Origin of the sequence: Paenibacillus sp. FSL H3-0333 (assembly GCF_038002805.1) — a bacterium.
GTDB classification, from domain to species: domain Bacteria; phylum Bacillota; class Bacilli; order Paenibacillales; family Paenibacillaceae; genus Paenibacillus_AQ; species Paenibacillus_AQ silagei.
In genome coordinates, this window is sequence record NZ_JBBODG010000001.1 from 2,986,609 (window position 1) to 3,003,254 (window position 16,646).

Consider the following 16,646-nt stretch of genomic DNA (forward strand, 5'->3'; position numbering starts at 1 on the left):
ACGAATTGTCCTTAACGCGGGAATCCTAATGCGTACTGCTTAGGTATATTTGCGTCTTTGCGCAGCGTCACACCGGCTTCCAGCGTCCAGTAAGGATTACGGAGCATTCCCCGGCCCACCGCCACCAAGTCAGCTTCTTCATTGCTAATGACGGCGTTGGCAAGAACCGCTTCATCCAAGCGGCCGACAGCAATCACCGGTACGTTCAGCTCCTGGCGGATCGTTCTGGCCAGCGGTAACTGATAGGCTGCATGGTTGCCCGGTCCATTCTCTGCGTCAACGGCTCCTTCACCGCCTGAACTGATATGGAAAATATCGGCCCCGGCTTCCTTATAGGCTCTGCTGATCTCCAGACCCTCTTGGAGGCCGTAGCCGCCTTTCACATATTCTTTGGCGGAAATCCGCATGATCAGCGGCATATCCTCAGGCATTACGCTCTTGGCGGCAGCGATCACCTCCCGGCCAAACAAGGTCAGATCCTGTCCGTATTCATCAGTCCGCTGGTTGGTCAGCGGCGAGTGGAACTGGTGAATCAGATAGCCGTGGGCGCCGTGCAGCTCAATAGTGTCGAACCCGGCCTGAACTGCACGCGCTACGCCCCGTTTGAATTTCCGGACCATGTCTTTAACTTCTTCTGTTGTCAGGGCATGAGGAGTCTTGGACTTGCCGTCAAAAGGTATAGCGGAAGAAGAGACAGGAACTTTGGCATCCTCCGCCTTGCGTCCGGCATGGGCCACCTGAATTCCGATTTTGGCTCCATGGGCATGGCTGGCTTCTACAATCCGCGCCAGCGCAGGAATCTGCTCATCAGACCAGAGGCCCAGATCATAATCGGTAATCCGGCCGTCCGGGTCCACATCAGCCATCTCGACAATGATCAGTCCGGTGCCGCCGACAGCGCGGCTTACATAGTGGTTGTAATGCCAGTCGTTAGCGATTCCATCTTTATTGGTAACTGAATATTGGCACATGGGCGGCATCACAACCCGGTTCTTAAGTTTTAAGCTTTTATACTCATAGGGGGTGAACAGATCTTTCGTCATCCTTCTCGCTCCTTCGGTTTGCATGGGATTGTTAATTATAAATGCATGCGCATGCATATAAATATAAAGTGTTCCTTCCGGACTGTCAAGTCAGCGTTATGAATTAAAATTTGCAATACTGCAAGGGGATTGTAAGATTCAGAAATAGCTGTGCGAGTTTACAATTATTATATTGAAAATAATAAAGGGGGATCGCCATGGAGCTGCTGACCATTGTCAAAGCAATCATTCTGGGCATTGTAGAAGGGCTGACCGAATTTGCTCCGGTATCCTCGACAGGCCATATGATCATCGTTGATGATATGTGGCTTAAATCGCAGGAGTTCCTGGGGAAATACACTGCCAACTCCTTCAAGGTAGTAATTCAATTAGGCTCCATTCTTGCAGTCGTCATTATTTTCCGTAACCGGTTCATTGATCTGCTGGGCCTGAGGAAGCTTAGCCGCCAGGATCTGGCCGTAGTGCCGGAAGGGCAGCGGCAGGCTCCGGTTGAAGGACGGCTGAAGCTGACGCATATCCTCGTTGGACTGCTGCCTGCCGGTATTTTCGGATTTCTGCTGGAGGATTACATCGATGAGCATCTGTTCTCTACCTTTACTGTGCTGATTGGACTTGTGGTAGGAGCGTTGTTCATGATCTGTGCTGACCGTTTTGCGCCTGCGAATGCCCGGACTGAGAGTGTGGACCAAATTACATATAGGCAGGCGCTATCAGTCGGATTGATTCAATGTATCTCCCTGTGGCCGGGCTTCTCGCGGTCGGGCTCGACGATATCCGGCGGGGTTCTGCTGGGCATGAGCCACCGTGCGGCAGCCGATTTCACCTTCATCATGGCGGTGCCCATTATGGCCGGTGCGAGCCTGATTTCACTGCTGAAGAACTGGCAGTATTTTACGCTGGATGCCTTGCCGTTCTTCATTGCCGGGTTCATCAGCGCCTTCATATTCGCACTGGTATCGATGCGTTTCTTCCTGAAGCTGATTAACCGGATCAGGCTGTTGCCCTTCGCAATCTACCGGATTGTACTTGCCGGTGTGGTCTATCTGATCTGGTTCTGATTTCGCCGGGACTCCATGTCTAAGCTGCTCCTCCTTAATGGGGGTGCAGCTTTTTTTGGCGTTTTGCTATAGGGAATCTGTATAGCCGGATTGCGTGGAATCTGTTGCGGGGCGCGGTAGGCGTGCAGTAAGATGGCATCAGATTAAGGCTTGCAGGCATAAGGGCAGACAATTATACAGAGGAGTGGACACCTATGAGTAAAGGAATCAAGACAAGCAGCCTCGGTTATCCGAGAATCGGCAAGAACCGTGAATGGAAGAAATTATTGGAGGCTTATTGGGCCGGCAAAATCGATGAGCAGAGCTTCCGCTCGCAGATGGAGGATATTCAGCTTCAGCATTTGCAGACCCAGCAGCAGGCCGGAATTGATCTGATACCGGTGGGCGATTTCACCTTCTATGACCATGTGCTGGATACCGCCGCTATGTTCGGGATCGTACCGGCGCGTTACGGATATAAGGGCGGAGAGATTCCGCTTGATCTGTATTTTGCAATGGCGCGCGGCAATGCAGAGGCCCCGGCCTGCGAGATGACCAAATGGTTCAATACGAATTATCATTACATTGTGCCTGAGATCGGCAGCCTGACTCCGGTATTGACAGCGAATAAACCGCTGGCTGCCTACCGCTTCGCCAAGGAGCGGGCAGGCATTGAGGGCAAGCCGGTTATAGTCGGACTGTATACCTTCCTGAAGCTGTCCAAGGGCTTCCCGGCAGCAGACATCGCTGCCGTTGCCGCACGCTTCCTCCCGCTGTATGTGCAGCTGCTGCAGGAGCTGAAGGCGGAAGGAGTGGCCTGGGTACAGATCGATGAACCTGCGATTGTTACCGGCTTAACGGCTGAGGATACCGCACTGCTCCAGAACATTTACAGTGAGATTGCTGCGGCCGTACCTGGTCTGAACCTGATGCTGCAGACGTACTTCGAAGCTGCGGAGCCGCTTGAAGCATTGCTAGCGCTGCCTGTGCAGGGTCTCGGTCTTGACTTCGTCCATGACGGCGGCAAGAATCTGGAGTCGGTTGCACGCCTCGGGTGGCCGCAGGATAAGACACTCGGAGCCGGTATCCTTGACGGACGCAACATCTGGCGCGCTGATACCGATGCCAAGCTGGAGCTGGTAGCTAAGCTGCTGACCTATGTGCCTCAGGAACAGTTAATTCTCCAGCCAGCGTCAAGTCTGCTGCATGTGCCTGTAACGGTTGAGGGCGAGGTCAAGCTGAAGGCTGCGGTCAAGAATGCCTTGGCGTTTGCCAATGAGAAGCTGGCCGAGCTGGTTCTCATTGCGGCAGCCGCGAACGAGGGAAGAGAGCGTTATGCCGCCGATCTGGAGCGCAGCCGTGAGGTGCTGGCCGTATTCCGTGCTCTGCCGGAGCGCGGGCGTGAGGATGTAGCCGAGCAGGTGCATGCCCTTGCCCAGCTTCCGGACCACCGCAGCCTTCCGTTCGCCGAGCGTGTGAAGGTTCAGCAGGAGAAGTGGCGTCTGCCGCTGCTGCCGACCACGACCATCGGCAGCTTCCCGCAGACGGCTGAAGTCCGCCAGGCCCGTCTGAAATGGCGCAAGGGAGTCTGGAACCAGGAGCGTTATGACTTGTTCATCAAGCGGCAGATCGCTGAAGCGATTACGCTTCAGGAGGAGCTTGGTCTGGATGTGCTGGTACACGGGGAATTCGAGCGTACGGATATGGTGGAATTCTTCGGAGAGAAGCTGGCCGGCTATCTGTTCACCGCAGGCGGCTGGGTTCAGTCCTATGGCTCACGCTGCGTGAAGCCTCCGGTAATCTATGCCGATGTTGCTTTTATTGAGCCAATGACCGTCAAAGAGAGCGTGTATGCCCAGTCACTGACGAAGCTGCCTGTTAAGGGAATGCTGACCGGTCCGGTCACGATCCTTAACTGGTCCTTTGTCCGCGATGATCTCAGCCGGGAGGCGGTGGCCGGACAGATCGCCCTCGCCCTGCGTCATGAAGTATCCGCACTCGAGGAGGCTGGTATCGAGATGATCCAGGTCGATGAGCCGGCGATCCGCGAAGGCCTGCCGCTGAAGGCGAGAGATCATGAGTATTACCTCAACTGGGCGGTGAAATCCTTCCGGACCGCCACGAACCATGTCAAAGACACCACGCAGGTGCATACGCATATGTGCTACAGTGAATTTAACGACATGATCGGTTCGATCTCGGCGATGGATGCGGATGTCATCTCCATTGAGACCTCGCGCAGCCATGGTGAGCTGATCGTCAGCTTTGAGGAGCAGGAATATGACAAGGGGATTGGACTGGGTGTGTATGATATCCACAGTCCGCGCGTACCGGTGGTAGAGGAGATGACTTCGGCCATCGAACGTGCGCTGCGCGTTCTGGATGTCCAGCAGTTCTGGATCAATCCTGACTGCGGACTGAAGACTCGGGGCTGGGAAGAGACCACAGGCGCACTGCGCAACATGGTGAAGGCCGCGGTCCTGGTAAGAGAGCAGCACGGCGCAGTGACCCGTTAACAGACGGCATTGTTCCGCCTAAGTTGCTTAGATTTGCACAACAAAACCACTGCAAGCCTGAGAGTATAGTCTCCGGCCCGCAGTGGTTTGTTTTTTGCAGGAAACACTTGATAATAATTCTCATTCTTGATAGAATGAGAAAAGAAAGAAGGAACCTGTGGAGGGCTCCTTCATATTCTGTAAAGATTCATTATTTGCTTTCGAAGGTTTTGCAATCTGTTTCCTCAGATTGTGTAGGCTGCTTGGAGCTGTGGTAAGCAACGAAGATGGACTCAGCGTTGCATTTGTTCTCTTCAGCCCAGTAGGTGCAAGAATTAACTGCGCACAATACGTCTTTTGCCATGAGGGTTCACCTCCTCTTGTAGTAGTAGGCATCATAAATCGGCAAGAAATCAATTACAGCTGCCCGGGCAAGGTGGAGCTTGTCCGAATAGCGCCATAACCTTATTCTATGCGAATAGGGTTTTTGGTGTTTTTTTGCCGTTTTATCATCGTAATTGTAACAAATAAAGAGGCAATACGCAAACAGGACCACACTTGGCTATCTATGGCTGAATGGTCTTATTTGTTATTTTCCGTAAATGGCTGCAACCTTCCAGCTTTTGGAACGTCAAGAGGGATAAGCGCGGAACGGACCGATACAGATAACGGCCTTTCGCCGCGGAAGCTGAAACACAGGAAGCAGTATACAATTACACTTGATGGAGGAATGAGCATGCGAAAATGGGGTCTGCATTACTTGTTGTATCTAGTGGTTGTAGCCGTGGTTCTAACGGGCTGCGGCGCGTCGAGTAGCAATTCAGATTCGGCAGCGAACTTAGAAAGCGGGTTCAGCAATCAATCTGCTTCAGACGGTTCAGCGGAGAGCGCGCCTGCTGCGGTGGAGGCCAAGGAGGATAGTCTAGCTAACACGGCGATGGCCGTTAATGATCAGTCTGCAGTTAAGGGCGGCGGCGGAAATTCGGCAGTCCCTGTGGCGGGGGCTGAGCAAGGGACAGATGCTTCTGCCGGATTCACCGGCACTGATGTGGTAGCAGGGCTGAACAAGAAGCTAATCTACAAGGCGAACCTCAATATGGAGGTAAGCGACTACGGGGCAGCGCAGACTGAAGTGCGGAACATGGTTACTCTGGCCGGGGGCTATATTATCGAATTCTCAGAGAACATGTCTGAATATGAACAGGGCGGAACCTTTATCCTAAAAGTGCCTGCGGCGGGCTTCTCTCCGTTCCTGAACAATCTGGAGAAGATTAAGCATGAGAAGCTCCAGAGAAGCATCCAGGGGCAGGATGTGTCGGAGGAATATGTGGACCTGGAGTCACGTCTTAAGGCGAAGCAGATGATGGAGGCGCAGTATATTGATTTTATGAAAAAAGCGACCAAACCGGCTGATCTCGTCCAGTTCGCCAACCAGCTTGGGGAAATTCAGGAGCAAATCGAACAGATCAAGGGCAGAATGCGGTATATCGATCAGAACGTATCTTTCTCTACAGTGGAGCTTCGCCTCTACCAGACGGAGAAGAGTCTTACCCTTACACAGACTAATTCCGAGGGGCCGCTGGGTGAACGGGCTTCGGAAGCGCTCAAGAGCAGCATGAAGGCGTTGTCTGTGATGTTCCAGTGGCTTGTTGTTGTACTGGCGGCTGCGCTCCCCGTCCTGCTGGTAGCTGGAGTGGTGGTGGCGCTGGTGCTCTGGTTACGGAAAAGCTTCAAGCGGCGGCAACCTGCACACCCTGAACAGGCACGGCTGGGCGGCAACCGTCTGCCGGGCCGGGAATCGCAGCCTCAACCTGAAGCGGCACCTGTAGTATCGGCCGCAGCGGATGAAGAGAATACGGATAAGCAGAACAAGTAGAGCGGGCTGTACGAATAAAGATAGGATCATTTATGTAAAGAATAAAGCCTCCCTACCCGTGAATCCGGGCTGGAGGCTTTGTTTTGTTCAGGAAATTATGATTTTTTTCTGTTGTGGATAAAGTATGTGCCCGAATGTATGTCAAAAACAGCATACATTCGAGCCACACGTAAGTTATGCAATTTATGAAGCTATAGCTTGAGGCAAGCCGGGATCTCCAGCCTTAAGCATGCTGGAAGAGCACACGGTACTCGCCATAGCCTTCCTTCTCCAGGTCTTCTTTGGGAACAAAGCGCAGAGCTGCCGAGTTGATACAGTACCGCAGTCCGTTCGCTCCGGGGCCGTCATTGAATACATGGCCCAAGTGGGAATCCGCTGTCTTGCTGCGTACCTCAGTGCGGACCATCAGGTGGCTGAGGTCGGTTTTCTCCTTGACCACATAGTCCCGGATCGGACGCGTGAAGCTCGGCCAGCCGCAGCCGGAATCGAACTTATCTTCTGAGCTGAACAGTGGCTCCCCGGAGACAATATCCACATAGATCCCGTCTCCGTGGTGATCCCAGAATTCGTTGCGGAATGGAGATTCCGTAGCGCTGTTCTGCGTTACTTCATATTGAAGCGGTGTCAGGCGCTCCTTCAGGCTCTGCGGGTCCTCTTTGTGCGTCCAGTGAGCTTCAATGAATGCTTCCCGGCCCGAACCCTTCCGGTAACGCTTGTAATGGCCGGGATTCTTGTGGTGATAGCCCTGATGATATTCTTCGGCTGGGTAGAAGGGCTTGGCCGGAAGAATAGGCGTCACAATGGGAGCGGAGAAGCGTCCGCTGGCCTGAAGAGCTGCCTTGGAAGCCTCTGCCTGCTGGCGCTGCTCCTCCGAATGGGTGAAGATTGCCGTTCCATAGGAAGTGCCGCGGTCATGGAATTGCCCTCCGGCATCGGTAGGGTCAATCTGTTGCCAGAACAGCTCAAGCAGCTTGCTATATGGGAAAATATCCGGATTGAACGTAATCTGCACCGCCTCAACATGTCCGGTAGTTTCCGAGCATACTTCCTCGTAGGTCGGATTCACGGTATGTCCGCCTGTATAACCGGAGATAATCTTGACAATGCCCGGAAGCTCTTCAAAAGGGGATACCATACACCAGAAGCATCCACCGGCGAAGGTGGCTTGTTCGGTCTTGAAATTTATAGAATCAGCTTGAAATTCACTCATTGTTATCCCTCCATCTGTAGAATGCAATTAAATAGATCACAATTTAATTATAAATCAAATAGAGGCTTACTGCCAGCATACCGGAAATTCTTGAAGCGTCAGCGGCCCGCAGAAGGACGGCGGCGCATGGATAATCCGGCTACAGCCAGTACGGCAATATACACGATTATAGCTACAGCTGCACTTCGCGGGTGCTGGAACATCTGTCCTCCGAGGAAGGCGTAGAGGGCGATGCCGGGAATTTTGCCAAGTGCGGTGGCTCCAAGATAGCTCCAGAAAGGCAGTCCGGCGGCACCGGCGTAGATATTCACAGCCATCTGCGGAATGAACGGTGCCAGCCGGGCAATCACTACGGATGCAAAGGGACGCTGCTCCACAGCGGACACAAATCTGTCCAGCGCCGAAATACTGCTTAGATAGGCCATAGATTTGCTCCGGAACATGGATGCAACGACTCCATAGACAAGGGCTGCCGCTATTGTGGTAGCACTCCAGCAGATTAACGCTCCTGCGAAGCTTCCATAGGCATACCCGAACAATCCGATAATCAGCTTGTAGGGCAGGACCGGAAATAAGGCCAGCACTGTGGCGGCGAGCATGGACAAATACAAAGGATGATCCTCTCTAAGCCAGGCCAGGAGTTCATACCTGTAGATAAACGCGAGGATTATGCACGAAACATACAGAACAACCGTTAGCCATTTTCTCATTATACTATGCCCCTTCTTCACTCCATCCATTTCATCATACTGAAAAAAAAGCAATTAAAGCAATTATTGAAGCAAAGATCATTGTTCCCGCAGCATGTCACGGTATAATACATCTATAAGGGAATAGAAATTCCCCCAACATGTAAGGGAGATGCTGCTGTAATGAAACTACCTGTCCGTAAAAGAGTGGCAATGATCGGCATAGGCGATATTGCCCGTAAAGTCTATTTGCCGCTGCTCTCCCGGCATGATCAGGCCGAGGTGGTGGGAGTGCTCAGCCATTCTTCTGCTACGGTCGAGCGGGCAGTCCAGGCTTATCGCCTTCAGCGGGGGACAACCGAGCTTACGGAGCTGCTGTCCTGGGATCTGGATGCTGTGTTCATACATAGTCCTACAACTACGCACTATGAGCTGGTTACCTCTTGCCTGGAGCATGGGGTGTCCGTGTATGTGGACAAGCCGCTCTCCTATGATCTGGAGGAATCCCGCCGGATGGCAGAGCTTGCTGAGAACAAGGGGCTGCTGCTGGGAGTGGGTTTCAACCGCCGCTATGCCCCGATGTATGCCGCCGCCAAATCCTGGCTGCATAAGGCCGGAGGCATCAGCCAATCCACCGCTGTCAAACACCGGACGAAGCTGCAGCAGGGCAGCAGCCATGAGACGATCCATGATGACCTGATTCATATGCTGGATCTGCTGCTCTGGCTGTCCGGCGGGGATTATGAGCTGCTGCACACCAGCCTGAGGGCTGATGCGGAGGGGCGGCTTCTGCACGCCTCGGGAATGCTGGGCTGGGAGAATGGGACCACCGGCCATTACAGCATGGTCCGGGATGCAGGGGCCGATCTGGAGAAGCTGGAGCTGCACGGACATGGCAGGTCGGTGGAGGTGACAGACATGGAACGGGTTATATTATATGAGCAGGGCTCGTTGCCGCGCACGCAGAACTTCGGCAGCTGGGATACCATGCTGGAGCGCAGAGGCTTCAGCGGAGCGGTCAGCCATTATCTCAGTAATATAGCGACACCGGAGCAATGCGGTATTTCCGCTTCGGCCGTATTGCCGAGCCATGAATTAGCAGCAAGATTAAGCCGCTGAGCGGTCAGCATCGCAGCAGAGAGGAGAACAACATGGAGGATTATGACAACAAGTCGATGGAAGAGAGGATTATCGAGAGCTACAAGCGGGACGAGGAAATGATGATTCTCGTATTTGCCCAGTGGTGTGTGAATAATAAGCTGGACCCGCATGCCCTGTATCTGCAGGCTTATCCGCAGCAGGAGGGCAATCAGGCGCTGGCCAATGCGCTGGCCCTGACGGTATCCGCGGAGGAGGCCGGGTTCATCTCCGATGATACGGTACTGGGTGTACTCTCCCTCTACAGCAACGATGATCTTGCCTATGTGGTTACAGAGGCCATCCAGCTAAGACGCAAGGCAGAAGACACCAAGGATTGAGAGCGTAAATATAATAATAGTGGTTAATGAACTTTTTTTTGGCAAACGATGTTCATTCCAGAATAAATGTGGTAAAATTATATATACTAACTAATTGTAAGCTTCATAAGTGAGAGGTGATAACCATGGAAGAACATCAACTGACGATGTGCCCGAGATTTGAGACGGCTTTTTCGTTTCTGGGCAAGCGTTGGAACGGACTCATTATTCAGACCTTGATGAGCGGCCCCAAGCGGTTCAAGGATATTTCCGGACTGATTCCGTCAATGAGCGATAAGATGCTGTCCGAGCGCATGAAGGATCTGGAATGCGAGGGCATTCTGGTACGTCATGTGTACCCGGAGACACCGGTGCGCATTGAGTATGAATTAACAGTGAAGGGCCGTGCGCTTGAGCCGGTCATGCAGCAAATCCAGTCCTGGGCCGAGAGCTGGGTGGAGTAGCAGTACCGTAATATATTTTTGATGACAGCCTCTTGCCGGGTATCCGGGTAAGGGGCTTTTCATATGCTGTTCTGCTTGAAATATAAGAATTTATAGGTTTCACACGATAACTTATCCTTCTATTTCTCGCTGAAACGGTACCGTCCTTTATAAGGACGGCAATGCCGTTTCCGCTTGTTTATGCAAATTTTGCCCAAATAAACCTTGCACTTAGGCCCTACCTGTGTAATATAATAGAACATACTAAATATTACGGATGTGTGGAAGCGTTAACAAAAGTAGGAAAAGCCCAGGGTTATGCGGCAGACGGATGCTTACGAGATGTGTTTTGGACGATGCTGATGGAAGGAAGCGGAGGGCTCACACAACTTTTAGGAGGCGAGGACCATGACCATCACCTTGTTTTCCCGGGAAATAACCTATGGAAAAAAGGATGTCGCCGAACTGGAGACTGCTTCGATTAAAGTACAGCTGATCTATGACAAGGTGCTGTTCATGCTTCATAACCATCTCCCGGATTCTCTGTGGGATGCGTGGATCGGTGTGCCGTATGAGATCATTTCTTCTCTATATAAAGGGGATAATGACAGCGGGAGCGTGTTTCAGAAATGGATTCAAGGCCCGTCCGGCTGGAAATGTATCGGTTGTGAGCGGCATTGCCTGGAGCCGGTAACGGCTAAGGGAGGGAGTGGCTCAAATGCTCAGCGCCGTTTTACTTTTCATAATGGAATTAGCCAGAGCATGGTACTTCAAGCTGTAATCTGGTCTATGTATGAGAACACGCGGCTGCTCCAGCCTTACTTGGGGGAGGAGGCTTTTCTGAGTGAGGAGGATATGGAGCTGATCTCTGTATATTTCGTGCCCACCTACCTTACCCCGGCACCGCTGAGCGAATTGAACAAACCGGCCAAAGAATACAAGGATAAGAACATCAGAGTGTATCAGGAATGGATCTCTGCCCCCGATCTGGTGTTGCAGTGGAACGGTGGCCTGACCGAAGGCAGATGGATGACGGGTGTATATGTGGATCATTCGCGGTTCGCCGGACTTGGCCCCTACCTAAAGGATGCGCAGGGCAAGCGGACTTATATGCAGGCGACGGTTCGATAGAAAAGGTGAAGCTCGAAAAAAGAGTGGAACTTGAAGCCAGGTCGTCGCTGCGGTGAACATTTGGACTTCCGGCCGCTATTGTGTTTGGATTTCCTGATACAAACCGCTCTTCGCGGTAGAAATCCAAACACAAAGGCGATCGCTCCGCTCCTCCAGTTCCAAATTTCCCCTCCGCTTCTTTTGCTTCAGCAGCACAAGCCACTCTACTCCGCCCGGTTATTCCTCCGTCGGATCAAGTACACGGTGCTTAAGATGACCAGTCCTGCTGTAACGGAAATGACCAGAATCACCTTCCCGTTCGCACCGCTGTTTGCTGCTGATTGAGCGGTTGGATTCACGAAGGTAACAACAAGGATGCAGGCTGCCACCACGGTCGCCAGCAGTGCACCCAGAACGTTTTTCCCTTTTGCTCCGCCCTGTGCTCCGCCCGGTCCCACATATGCACCGCTCCAGATCAGCCGTACGACATAGGAACCCACACCCAGCATGAAAATTGCGTAATTACTAAGCGGATATTCCAGCCACTTCATTCCGTAGTTTTGCAGCGCCATGTCTGCCAGCAATAAGAATGCCATCAAAAGAAATGCCTGATTCCCCGCCTTGTGCCGCTGCTGCAATTGTCTCTCATCCATGTTCGTTCTGCTCATCCTTCGTTCCCTCCCAAAATAATTGATCCAGCGTCTTCCCAAGGGTTACACAAATGTCAATGCACAACCTCAGGGTGGGGTTGTAATCACCATTCTCAATCGCGATAATTGTCTGTCTTGTGACCCCCACAGCATCTGCCAGCTGTTTTTGCGACATGTCTTTTGCTGCTCTGGAGGCTTTGAGCCTCAGATTCTTCCCCATTCCCTCACCTCACGCATATTGTAAAATATATAAAACAAAATGTCTAGTATATTTTACATAAGGTGGCTAGAAGTTCGCGTTCATTAAAATTTGTTATATTCAGTGCGTACAATCACAAGTTCCGCCTAAGGCCAGTGATAAGGTGTAGAAGTGAAAAGAAGCACAAACCTACTTCTAAACCTGAGGAGGGGCCAACATGGCGTCCAATCAATTAAACGATACAACAATTCATCCCGGGTTCACCCCGGAAGCAATGGTCAGAGATATTGTTCTGCAGTTCCCCAAAGCAGCTGATTATTTCAAGGCACAACGGATCGATTTCTGCTGCGGAGGTGCCAAGCCGCTGGCTGAAGCCGCTGCCGAGAAGGGTCTTGATCCGGCAGCAATGGTGCAGGAGCTGAACAAGCTGCAAGAGCAGCATCCGGTGCTCGAAGAGGATACCGCCTTGAACGAGGCTTCGTCTGAGGAGCTGGTGGATTATATTGTGAACAAGCATCACCGTTATCTGCGTGAAGAGCTTCCGCTAATCAGTCAAAATGTAACCAAGGTGTTCCGCGTTCACGGTGAGGATTCACCGCACCTCGGAGAGATGCACCGTCTGTTCAATATGCTGCGTGAAGAGCTGCTGCAGCATACAGCGAAGGAAGAAGAGAGCGAATTCCCTAAGATGCTGGCCTACACCCAGAACCCAACCGAAGAAGGACTTGCGGAGCTGCGCGGACTGCTGCATAATTTGGAAGCTGAGCATGACGGGGCCGGAGAGATTCTACGCGAGCTGCGCAGAGTTACTAATGACTACACACCGCCCGCACATGCCTGCACGACTTATCGCCTGACGTATGCCCGGCTTGAAGAGCTGGAAGGTATGACCTTCGAGCATGTGCATCTGGAGAACAATATTCTGTTCCTGCGTTATCAATAGGACCTGCTGCATTGGATAAGTCCCTTCGGGGACTTTTTACTTTTTCTTCCGGCAGAAATGATTTGAGAACCCTTCCTCTATGCGTTATCCTTAAAGAGTCCGGGAAAATACATATGAAGGCGGTGCCGTGGGATGTCCACGAAATGGATGCGCTTCATGCTGTGCCTTCTCTTGCTGGCCGCGGCAAGCGGTTGTGGCTTGGGATCAGAGAATGGCGGCAGCAGTAACGGAGGCCAGGGATTAACCTTTTCAGTCAAGGTGGGTGACAGTGAAATGGCCGGAAGCTCGGCCAGATTGCTTAACGAAGCTTACGTGGTTGGGAATTCAATAATAGAGCTGTTCAGAAAGAGCGGCGTTGTTACATTTTCAGCGGATGGAACTAGTATTCTTGAGGTGAATAAGGTCTCCCTGGGTGAGGACATGAACTGGGAGATTCAGGTGAACGGCAAGAAGGTTCAAGAGCTGAATACAACCCTGGAACCGGGTTCAGCCATTACGATGTCAGCAGGGCCTGCCGGAACCGGAAAGATGTTTCAGCCTGTCATCATCACTGTGAACGGGGGGAGCGAGCAGCCGGAGCTGACACATTCGCATGTGCTTTCTTTTATGCAGGATATGTCCGTCAAGGGACTGCTCAAGAACAGCGGTATGGTTCGGCTTGCCGAGGATAACCGGACGGTGCTTACTGTTATGGATTATACCCCGCTCAGCAGCGAGGAATGGAGACTGAAGGTCAACGATAAAGGCCTGCTCGGTAATGGAGTGGACATGAAGCTCAGTCCGCAGGACAAGCTGGAGATCTCTCTGGTACTGAAATAAGTGAATGAATGGATATCTGTGCGAAACTGCATGGGTATCCGTTTTTTTTGAATAAAATATCTCTGTGCTTCACGCCATAAGTTGTCCTATGAAAGAACGCGAGAAGTCATCTCCACTTGTGTGAAAAAATTCACATACCGTGTGACTGTGGTCACACTTGTCATGGAATTGGGGACAGTATAATTTCTCTATCAGGTAAAGTTATTGAAGAAATCAGAGTTTCTGAAGGAGGGTCTACCAGTGGCAGCGGAAAGAGAAAAGTTAGTGCTGATTGGGAATGGCATGGCGGGAGTAGGCACTATTGAGCAGATTCTGAAGCTGGGCGGCGCTTATGATATTACTGTCTTCGGCAGTGAGCCGCATCCCAACTATAACCGGATTATGTTGTCCTATGTACTTGAAGGCAGCAAAACGATTGAAGACATCATTCTTAATGATCTTGGGTGGTATGAGGATAATCATATTACACTGTATACTGGCACGACGGTTACCCGGATCGATGAACAGAACAAACTAATATTGACCGATAATGGACTGGCGGTTCCTTACGATAAAGCAATTATTGCCACAGGCTCGAATTCTTTCATTCTCCCCGTACCCGGCAGCACCAAGGATGGGGTAGTCGGCTTCCGCGATATCGCGGACTGTGATGCGATGCTGGCAGCAGCGAAGCAGTACCGCACGGCGGCTGTAATCGGCGGAGGATTGCTAGGTCTTGAAGCTGCGAAGGGCTTGGTCAATCTGGGCATGGAGGTTACCGTTGTGCATCTGCTGGAGGATCTGATGGAGCGTCAGCTGGACCGTACCGCTTCTTCCATGCTACAGGCAGAGCTTACGCGTCAAGGTGTGAAATTCGCCATGGGCAAGCAGACGGTAGAACTGACCGGCGAAGAACGGGTGACCGGACTGCGCTTCAGTGACGGCAGTGAGCTGCCCGCAGAGTTTGTAGTGATGGCTGTTGGAATCAAGCCGAATGTCCAGCTTGCGAAGGACAGCGGAATCACCGTTAACCGCGGGATTGTAGTTGACGATTATATGCAGACTTCTATGGCTGATGTGTATTCTGTCGGCGAATGTACAGAGCACCGGGGAACCTGCTACGGACTCGTCGCACCGTTATTCGAGCAGGGCATGGTTCTCGCCAAGCATCTGTCAGGTAGTCAGACTCCAGGCTATGAAGGTTCAGTTGTAGCAACCAAGCTCAAAATTTCCGGGGTAGATGTATTCTCCGCTGGTGAATTCACCGAAACACCGGAGCATACCGTCATTTCTGCCAAGGATGAATGGAAGCGAACCTACAAGAAGATTTTGCTTAAGGATAATGTGATTGTCGGTGCTGTTCTGTTCGGTGATGTAACGGAATCTGCCAACCTGCAGAAGCTTGTGAAAAACAGCACAGAGATGACCAATGAAATCTATGATGAAGTTATGGGCACGAGCTGCTGCGGCGGAGGCGGAGCCAAGAAAGGCATGTCTGTTGAAGCGATGGCCGATGAAGAAATCGTCTGCGGCTGCAACGGCGTAACCAAAAAAGCGATTGTGGATGCTGTTACGGAGAACGGCTTCACTACGGTGGATGAGATCAAAGCCTGCACGGGGGCAACCCGCTCCTGCGGCGGCTGTAAGCCGGTGGTAGAGCAGATTCTGCAATTCGTTCTCGGAGACAGCTTCCAGCAGAGCGCCAAGCAGGGAATCTGCAGCTGCACCTCGCTTAGCCGGGATGAGATCGTAGCCGAGATTACGGCTAAAGGCCTCCGGACCACCAAGGAAGTCATGCATGTCCTGGACTGGAAGCAGGCAGAAGGCTGTTCGAAATGCCGTCCTGCAGTGAACTATTATCTGGGTATGATCTACCCTGACACTCATGAGGATGAGAAGGAGTCACGGTTCGTCAATGAACGGATGAGCGCCAATATTCAGAAGGACGGAACCTATACAGTTATACCGCGGATGTATGGCGGGGTGACCACTCCTGAAGATTTGAAGCGGATTGCCGATGTGTCCCTGAAGTATGATGTGAAGGTTGTGAAGGTAACGGGCGGACAACGCCTGGACCTGATCGGTGTCAAAAAAGAAGATGTGCCTAAGGTATGGGAGGAGCTGGATATGCCATCCGGCTATGGATATGCGAAGTCCCTGCGTACGGTGAAGACCTGTGTGGGTTCGCAGTTCTGCCGCTTCGGCACACAGGATTCTATGGGGATGGGCGCTATGCTTGAGCGTAAATATGAGCGGTTGGATATGCCGGCCAAGTTCAAGATGGCGGTTAACGGCTGTCCGCGCAACTGTGCAGAATCCTGCACGAAGGATATCGGGATTGTCGGCAACGACGGCGGCTGGGAAGTATTCATTGGCGGCAACGGCGGGATTAAGCCACGGATCGCAGATGCCTTCTGCAAGGTGAAGACCGACGAGGAGCTGGTTGAGGTCTGCTCCGCTGTCATCCAGTACTACCGTGAGACCGGCAATTACCTGGAGAGAACCTCCGAATGGGTAGAGCGCATGGGTCTTGAGCATATCCAGACTGTGGTTATGGGCAATGACGACAACCGTAAAGAGCTGGCGGCACGTATTGACTTTGCCCTGGCCCAAGTGAGTGATCCTTGGCGGAAAATGCTGAATGATAAAAACACCCGCACCGCGCTGTTCGAAGAGACACAGGTATAGTCTAAAGG

16 protein-coding genes are annotated in these 16,646 nt (G+C 52.1%); 10 read left to right on the top strand and 6 right to left on the bottom strand.

All coding sequences use genetic code 11. From position 1 onward, the window contains the following. Window positions 1-11 precede the first annotated feature (11 nt). Window positions 12-1,043: an NADH:flavin oxidoreductase/NADH oxidase gene (locus MHH78_RS12970; protein WP_341167649.1), complete on the bottom strand. Its 1,032-nt coding sequence runs from the start codon at window positions 1,041-1,043 to the stop codon at window positions 12-14. A gap of 197 nt (window positions 1,044-1,240) precedes the next feature. Between MHH78_RS12970 and MHH78_RS12975 the strand changes: the two genes are divergently transcribed. After that, entirely contained in the window at window positions 1,241-2,101 is an 861-nt protein-coding gene (locus tag MHH78_RS12975; RefSeq protein ID WP_341167650.1) for an undecaprenyl-diphosphate phosphatase, read from the top strand. 194 nt (window positions 2,102-2,295) lie between these two features. Next, window positions 2,296-4,596, top strand: a complete 2,301-nt coding sequence (gene metE, locus MHH78_RS12980; protein WP_341167651.1) for a 5-methyltetrahydropteroyltriglutamate--homocysteine S-methyltransferase — start codon at window positions 2,296-2,298, stop codon at window positions 4,594-4,596. A gap of 190 nt (window positions 4,597-4,786) precedes the next feature. On the opposite strand, the gene MHH78_RS12985 is transcribed toward metE, so the two are convergent. Beyond that, window positions 4,787-4,939: a DUF1540 domain-containing protein gene (locus tag MHH78_RS12985; RefSeq protein WP_076079942.1), complete on the bottom strand. Its 153-nt coding sequence runs from the start codon at window positions 4,937-4,939 to the stop codon at window positions 4,787-4,789. A gap of 372 nt (window positions 4,940-5,311) precedes the next feature. Here MHH78_RS12985 and MHH78_RS12990 point away from each other — a divergent pair, with 372 nt between their 5' ends. Beyond that, window positions 5,312-6,451, top strand: a complete 1,140-nt coding sequence (locus MHH78_RS12990; RefSeq protein ID WP_341167652.1) for a DUF4349 domain-containing protein — start codon at window positions 5,312-5,314, stop codon at window positions 6,449-6,451. A 223-nt stretch (window positions 6,452-6,674) separates the two neighbouring features. Here MHH78_RS12990 and msrA read toward each other — a convergent pair whose 3' ends face one another. Further along, on the bottom strand, window positions 6,675-7,661 hold the full coding sequence (gene msrA, locus MHH78_RS12995; protein ID WP_341167653.1) for a peptide-methionine (S)-S-oxide reductase MsrA: 987 nt from the start codon (window positions 7,659-7,661) through the stop codon (window positions 6,675-6,677). Between the two features lie 98 nt (window positions 7,662-7,759). Continuing rightward, on the bottom strand, window positions 7,760-8,371 hold the full coding sequence (locus MHH78_RS13000; protein ID WP_341167654.1) for a TVP38/TMEM64 family protein: 612 nt from the start codon (window positions 8,369-8,371) through the stop codon (window positions 7,760-7,762). Between the two features lie 162 nt (window positions 8,372-8,533). Here MHH78_RS13000 and MHH78_RS13005 point away from each other — a divergent pair, with 162 nt between their 5' ends. From MHH78_RS13005 to MHH78_RS13020, 4 genes are all read left to right on the top strand, one after another. Further along, a complete protein-coding gene (locus MHH78_RS13005; RefSeq protein ID WP_341167655.1) occupies window positions 8,534-9,469 on the top strand; it encodes a Gfo/Idh/MocA family protein in 936 nt (311 codons plus the stop codon). Window positions 9,470-9,501: 32 nt separating this feature from the next. Continuing rightward, window positions 9,502-9,828: a hypothetical protein gene (locus MHH78_RS13010; RefSeq protein WP_036698498.1), complete on the top strand. Its 327-nt coding sequence runs from the start codon at window positions 9,502-9,504 to the stop codon at window positions 9,826-9,828. Between the two features lie 125 nt (window positions 9,829-9,953). After that, on the top strand, window positions 9,954-10,271 hold the full coding sequence (locus MHH78_RS13015) for a winged helix-turn-helix transcriptional regulator (protein WP_036698497.1): 318 nt from the start codon (window positions 9,954-9,956) through the stop codon (window positions 10,269-10,271). 387 nt (window positions 10,272-10,658) lie between these two features. Further along, a complete protein-coding gene (locus MHH78_RS13020; protein ID WP_076079937.1) occupies window positions 10,659-11,381 on the top strand; it encodes a hypothetical protein in 723 nt (240 codons plus the stop codon). Between the two features lie 203 nt (window positions 11,382-11,584). On the opposite strand, the gene MHH78_RS13025 is transcribed toward MHH78_RS13020, so the two are convergent. Next, entirely contained in the window at window positions 11,585-12,028 is a 444-nt protein-coding gene (locus tag MHH78_RS13025; protein WP_341167656.1) for a DUF6773 family protein, read from the bottom strand. Next, entirely contained in the window at window positions 12,006-12,230 is a 225-nt protein-coding gene (locus MHH78_RS13030) for a helix-turn-helix transcriptional regulator (RefSeq protein WP_341167657.1), read from the bottom strand. The genes MHH78_RS13025 and MHH78_RS13030 overlap by 23 nt, the downstream gene beginning before the upstream one ends. A gap of 226 nt (window positions 12,231-12,456) precedes the next feature. Between MHH78_RS13030 and ric the strand changes: the two genes are divergently transcribed. The 3 genes from ric (at window position 12,457) to nirB (ending at window position 16,638) form a co-directional block, all read left to right on the top strand. Continuing rightward, window positions 12,457-13,152, top strand: a complete 696-nt coding sequence (gene ric, locus MHH78_RS13035; RefSeq protein WP_341170328.1) for an iron-sulfur cluster repair di-iron protein — start codon at window positions 12,457-12,459, stop codon at window positions 13,150-13,152. Between the two features lie 132 nt (window positions 13,153-13,284). Continuing rightward, window positions 13,285-13,971 carry a hypothetical protein gene (locus MHH78_RS13040; RefSeq protein WP_341167658.1) on the top strand — a complete coding sequence of 229 codons (687 nt, stop codon included), beginning with the start codon at window positions 13,285-13,287 and terminating at the stop codon, window positions 13,969-13,971. Window positions 13,972-14,211: 240 nt separating this feature from the next. After that, complete coding sequence (nirB, locus tag MHH78_RS13045) at window positions 14,212-16,638, top strand: nitrite reductase large subunit NirB (protein WP_341167659.1); 2,427 nt, start codon at window positions 14,212-14,214, stop codon at window positions 16,636-16,638. The last annotated feature ends 8 nt before the right edge of the window (window positions 16,639-16,646 follow it).

Excerpts from the sequence above, each read along its gene's own strand:
- MHH78_RS12970 (WP_341167649.1), bottom strand. The coding sequence starts at position 1,043 with ATGACGAAAGATCTGTTCACCCCCTATGAGTATAAAAGCTTAAAACTT.
- MHH78_RS12975 (WP_341167650.1), top strand. The coding sequence starts at position 1,241 with ATGGAGCTGCTGACCATTGTCAAAGCAATCATTCTGGGCATTGTAGAA.
- metE (WP_341167651.1), top strand. The coding sequence starts at position 2,296 with ATGAGTAAAGGAATCAAGACAAGCAGCCTCGGTTATCCGAGAATCGGC.
- MHH78_RS12985 (WP_076079942.1), bottom strand. The coding sequence starts at position 4,939 with ATGGCAAAAGACGTATTGTGCGCAGTTAATTCTTGCACCTACTGGGCT.
- MHH78_RS12990 (WP_341167652.1), top strand. The coding sequence starts at position 5,312 with ATGCGAAAATGGGGTCTGCATTACTTGTTGTATCTAGTGGTTGTAGCC.
- msrA (WP_341167653.1), bottom strand. The coding sequence starts at position 7,661 with ATGAGTGAATTTCAAGCTGATTCTATAAATTTCAAGACCGAACAAGCC.
- MHH78_RS13000 (WP_341167654.1), bottom strand. The coding sequence starts at position 8,371 with ATGAGAAAATGGCTAACGGTTGTTCTGTATGTTTCGTGCATAATCCTC.
- MHH78_RS13005 (WP_341167655.1), top strand. The coding sequence starts at position 8,534 with ATGAAACTACCTGTCCGTAAAAGAGTGGCAATGATCGGCATAGGCGAT.
- MHH78_RS13010 (WP_036698498.1), top strand. The coding sequence starts at position 9,502 with ATGGAGGATTATGACAACAAGTCGATGGAAGAGAGGATTATCGAGAGC.
- MHH78_RS13015 (WP_036698497.1), top strand. The coding sequence starts at position 9,954 with ATGGAAGAACATCAACTGACGATGTGCCCGAGATTTGAGACGGCTTTT.
- MHH78_RS13020 (WP_076079937.1), top strand. The coding sequence starts at position 10,659 with ATGACCATCACCTTGTTTTCCCGGGAAATAACCTATGGAAAAAAGGAT.
- MHH78_RS13025 (WP_341167656.1), bottom strand. The coding sequence starts at position 12,028 with ATGAGCAGAACGAACATGGATGAGAGACAATTGCAGCAGCGGCACAAG.
- MHH78_RS13030 (WP_341167657.1), bottom strand. The coding sequence starts at position 12,230 with ATGGGGAAGAATCTGAGGCTCAAAGCCTCCAGAGCAGCAAAAGACATG.
- MHH78_RS13040 (WP_341167658.1), top strand. The coding sequence starts at position 13,285 with ATGTCCACGAAATGGATGCGCTTCATGCTGTGCCTTCTCTTGCTGGCC.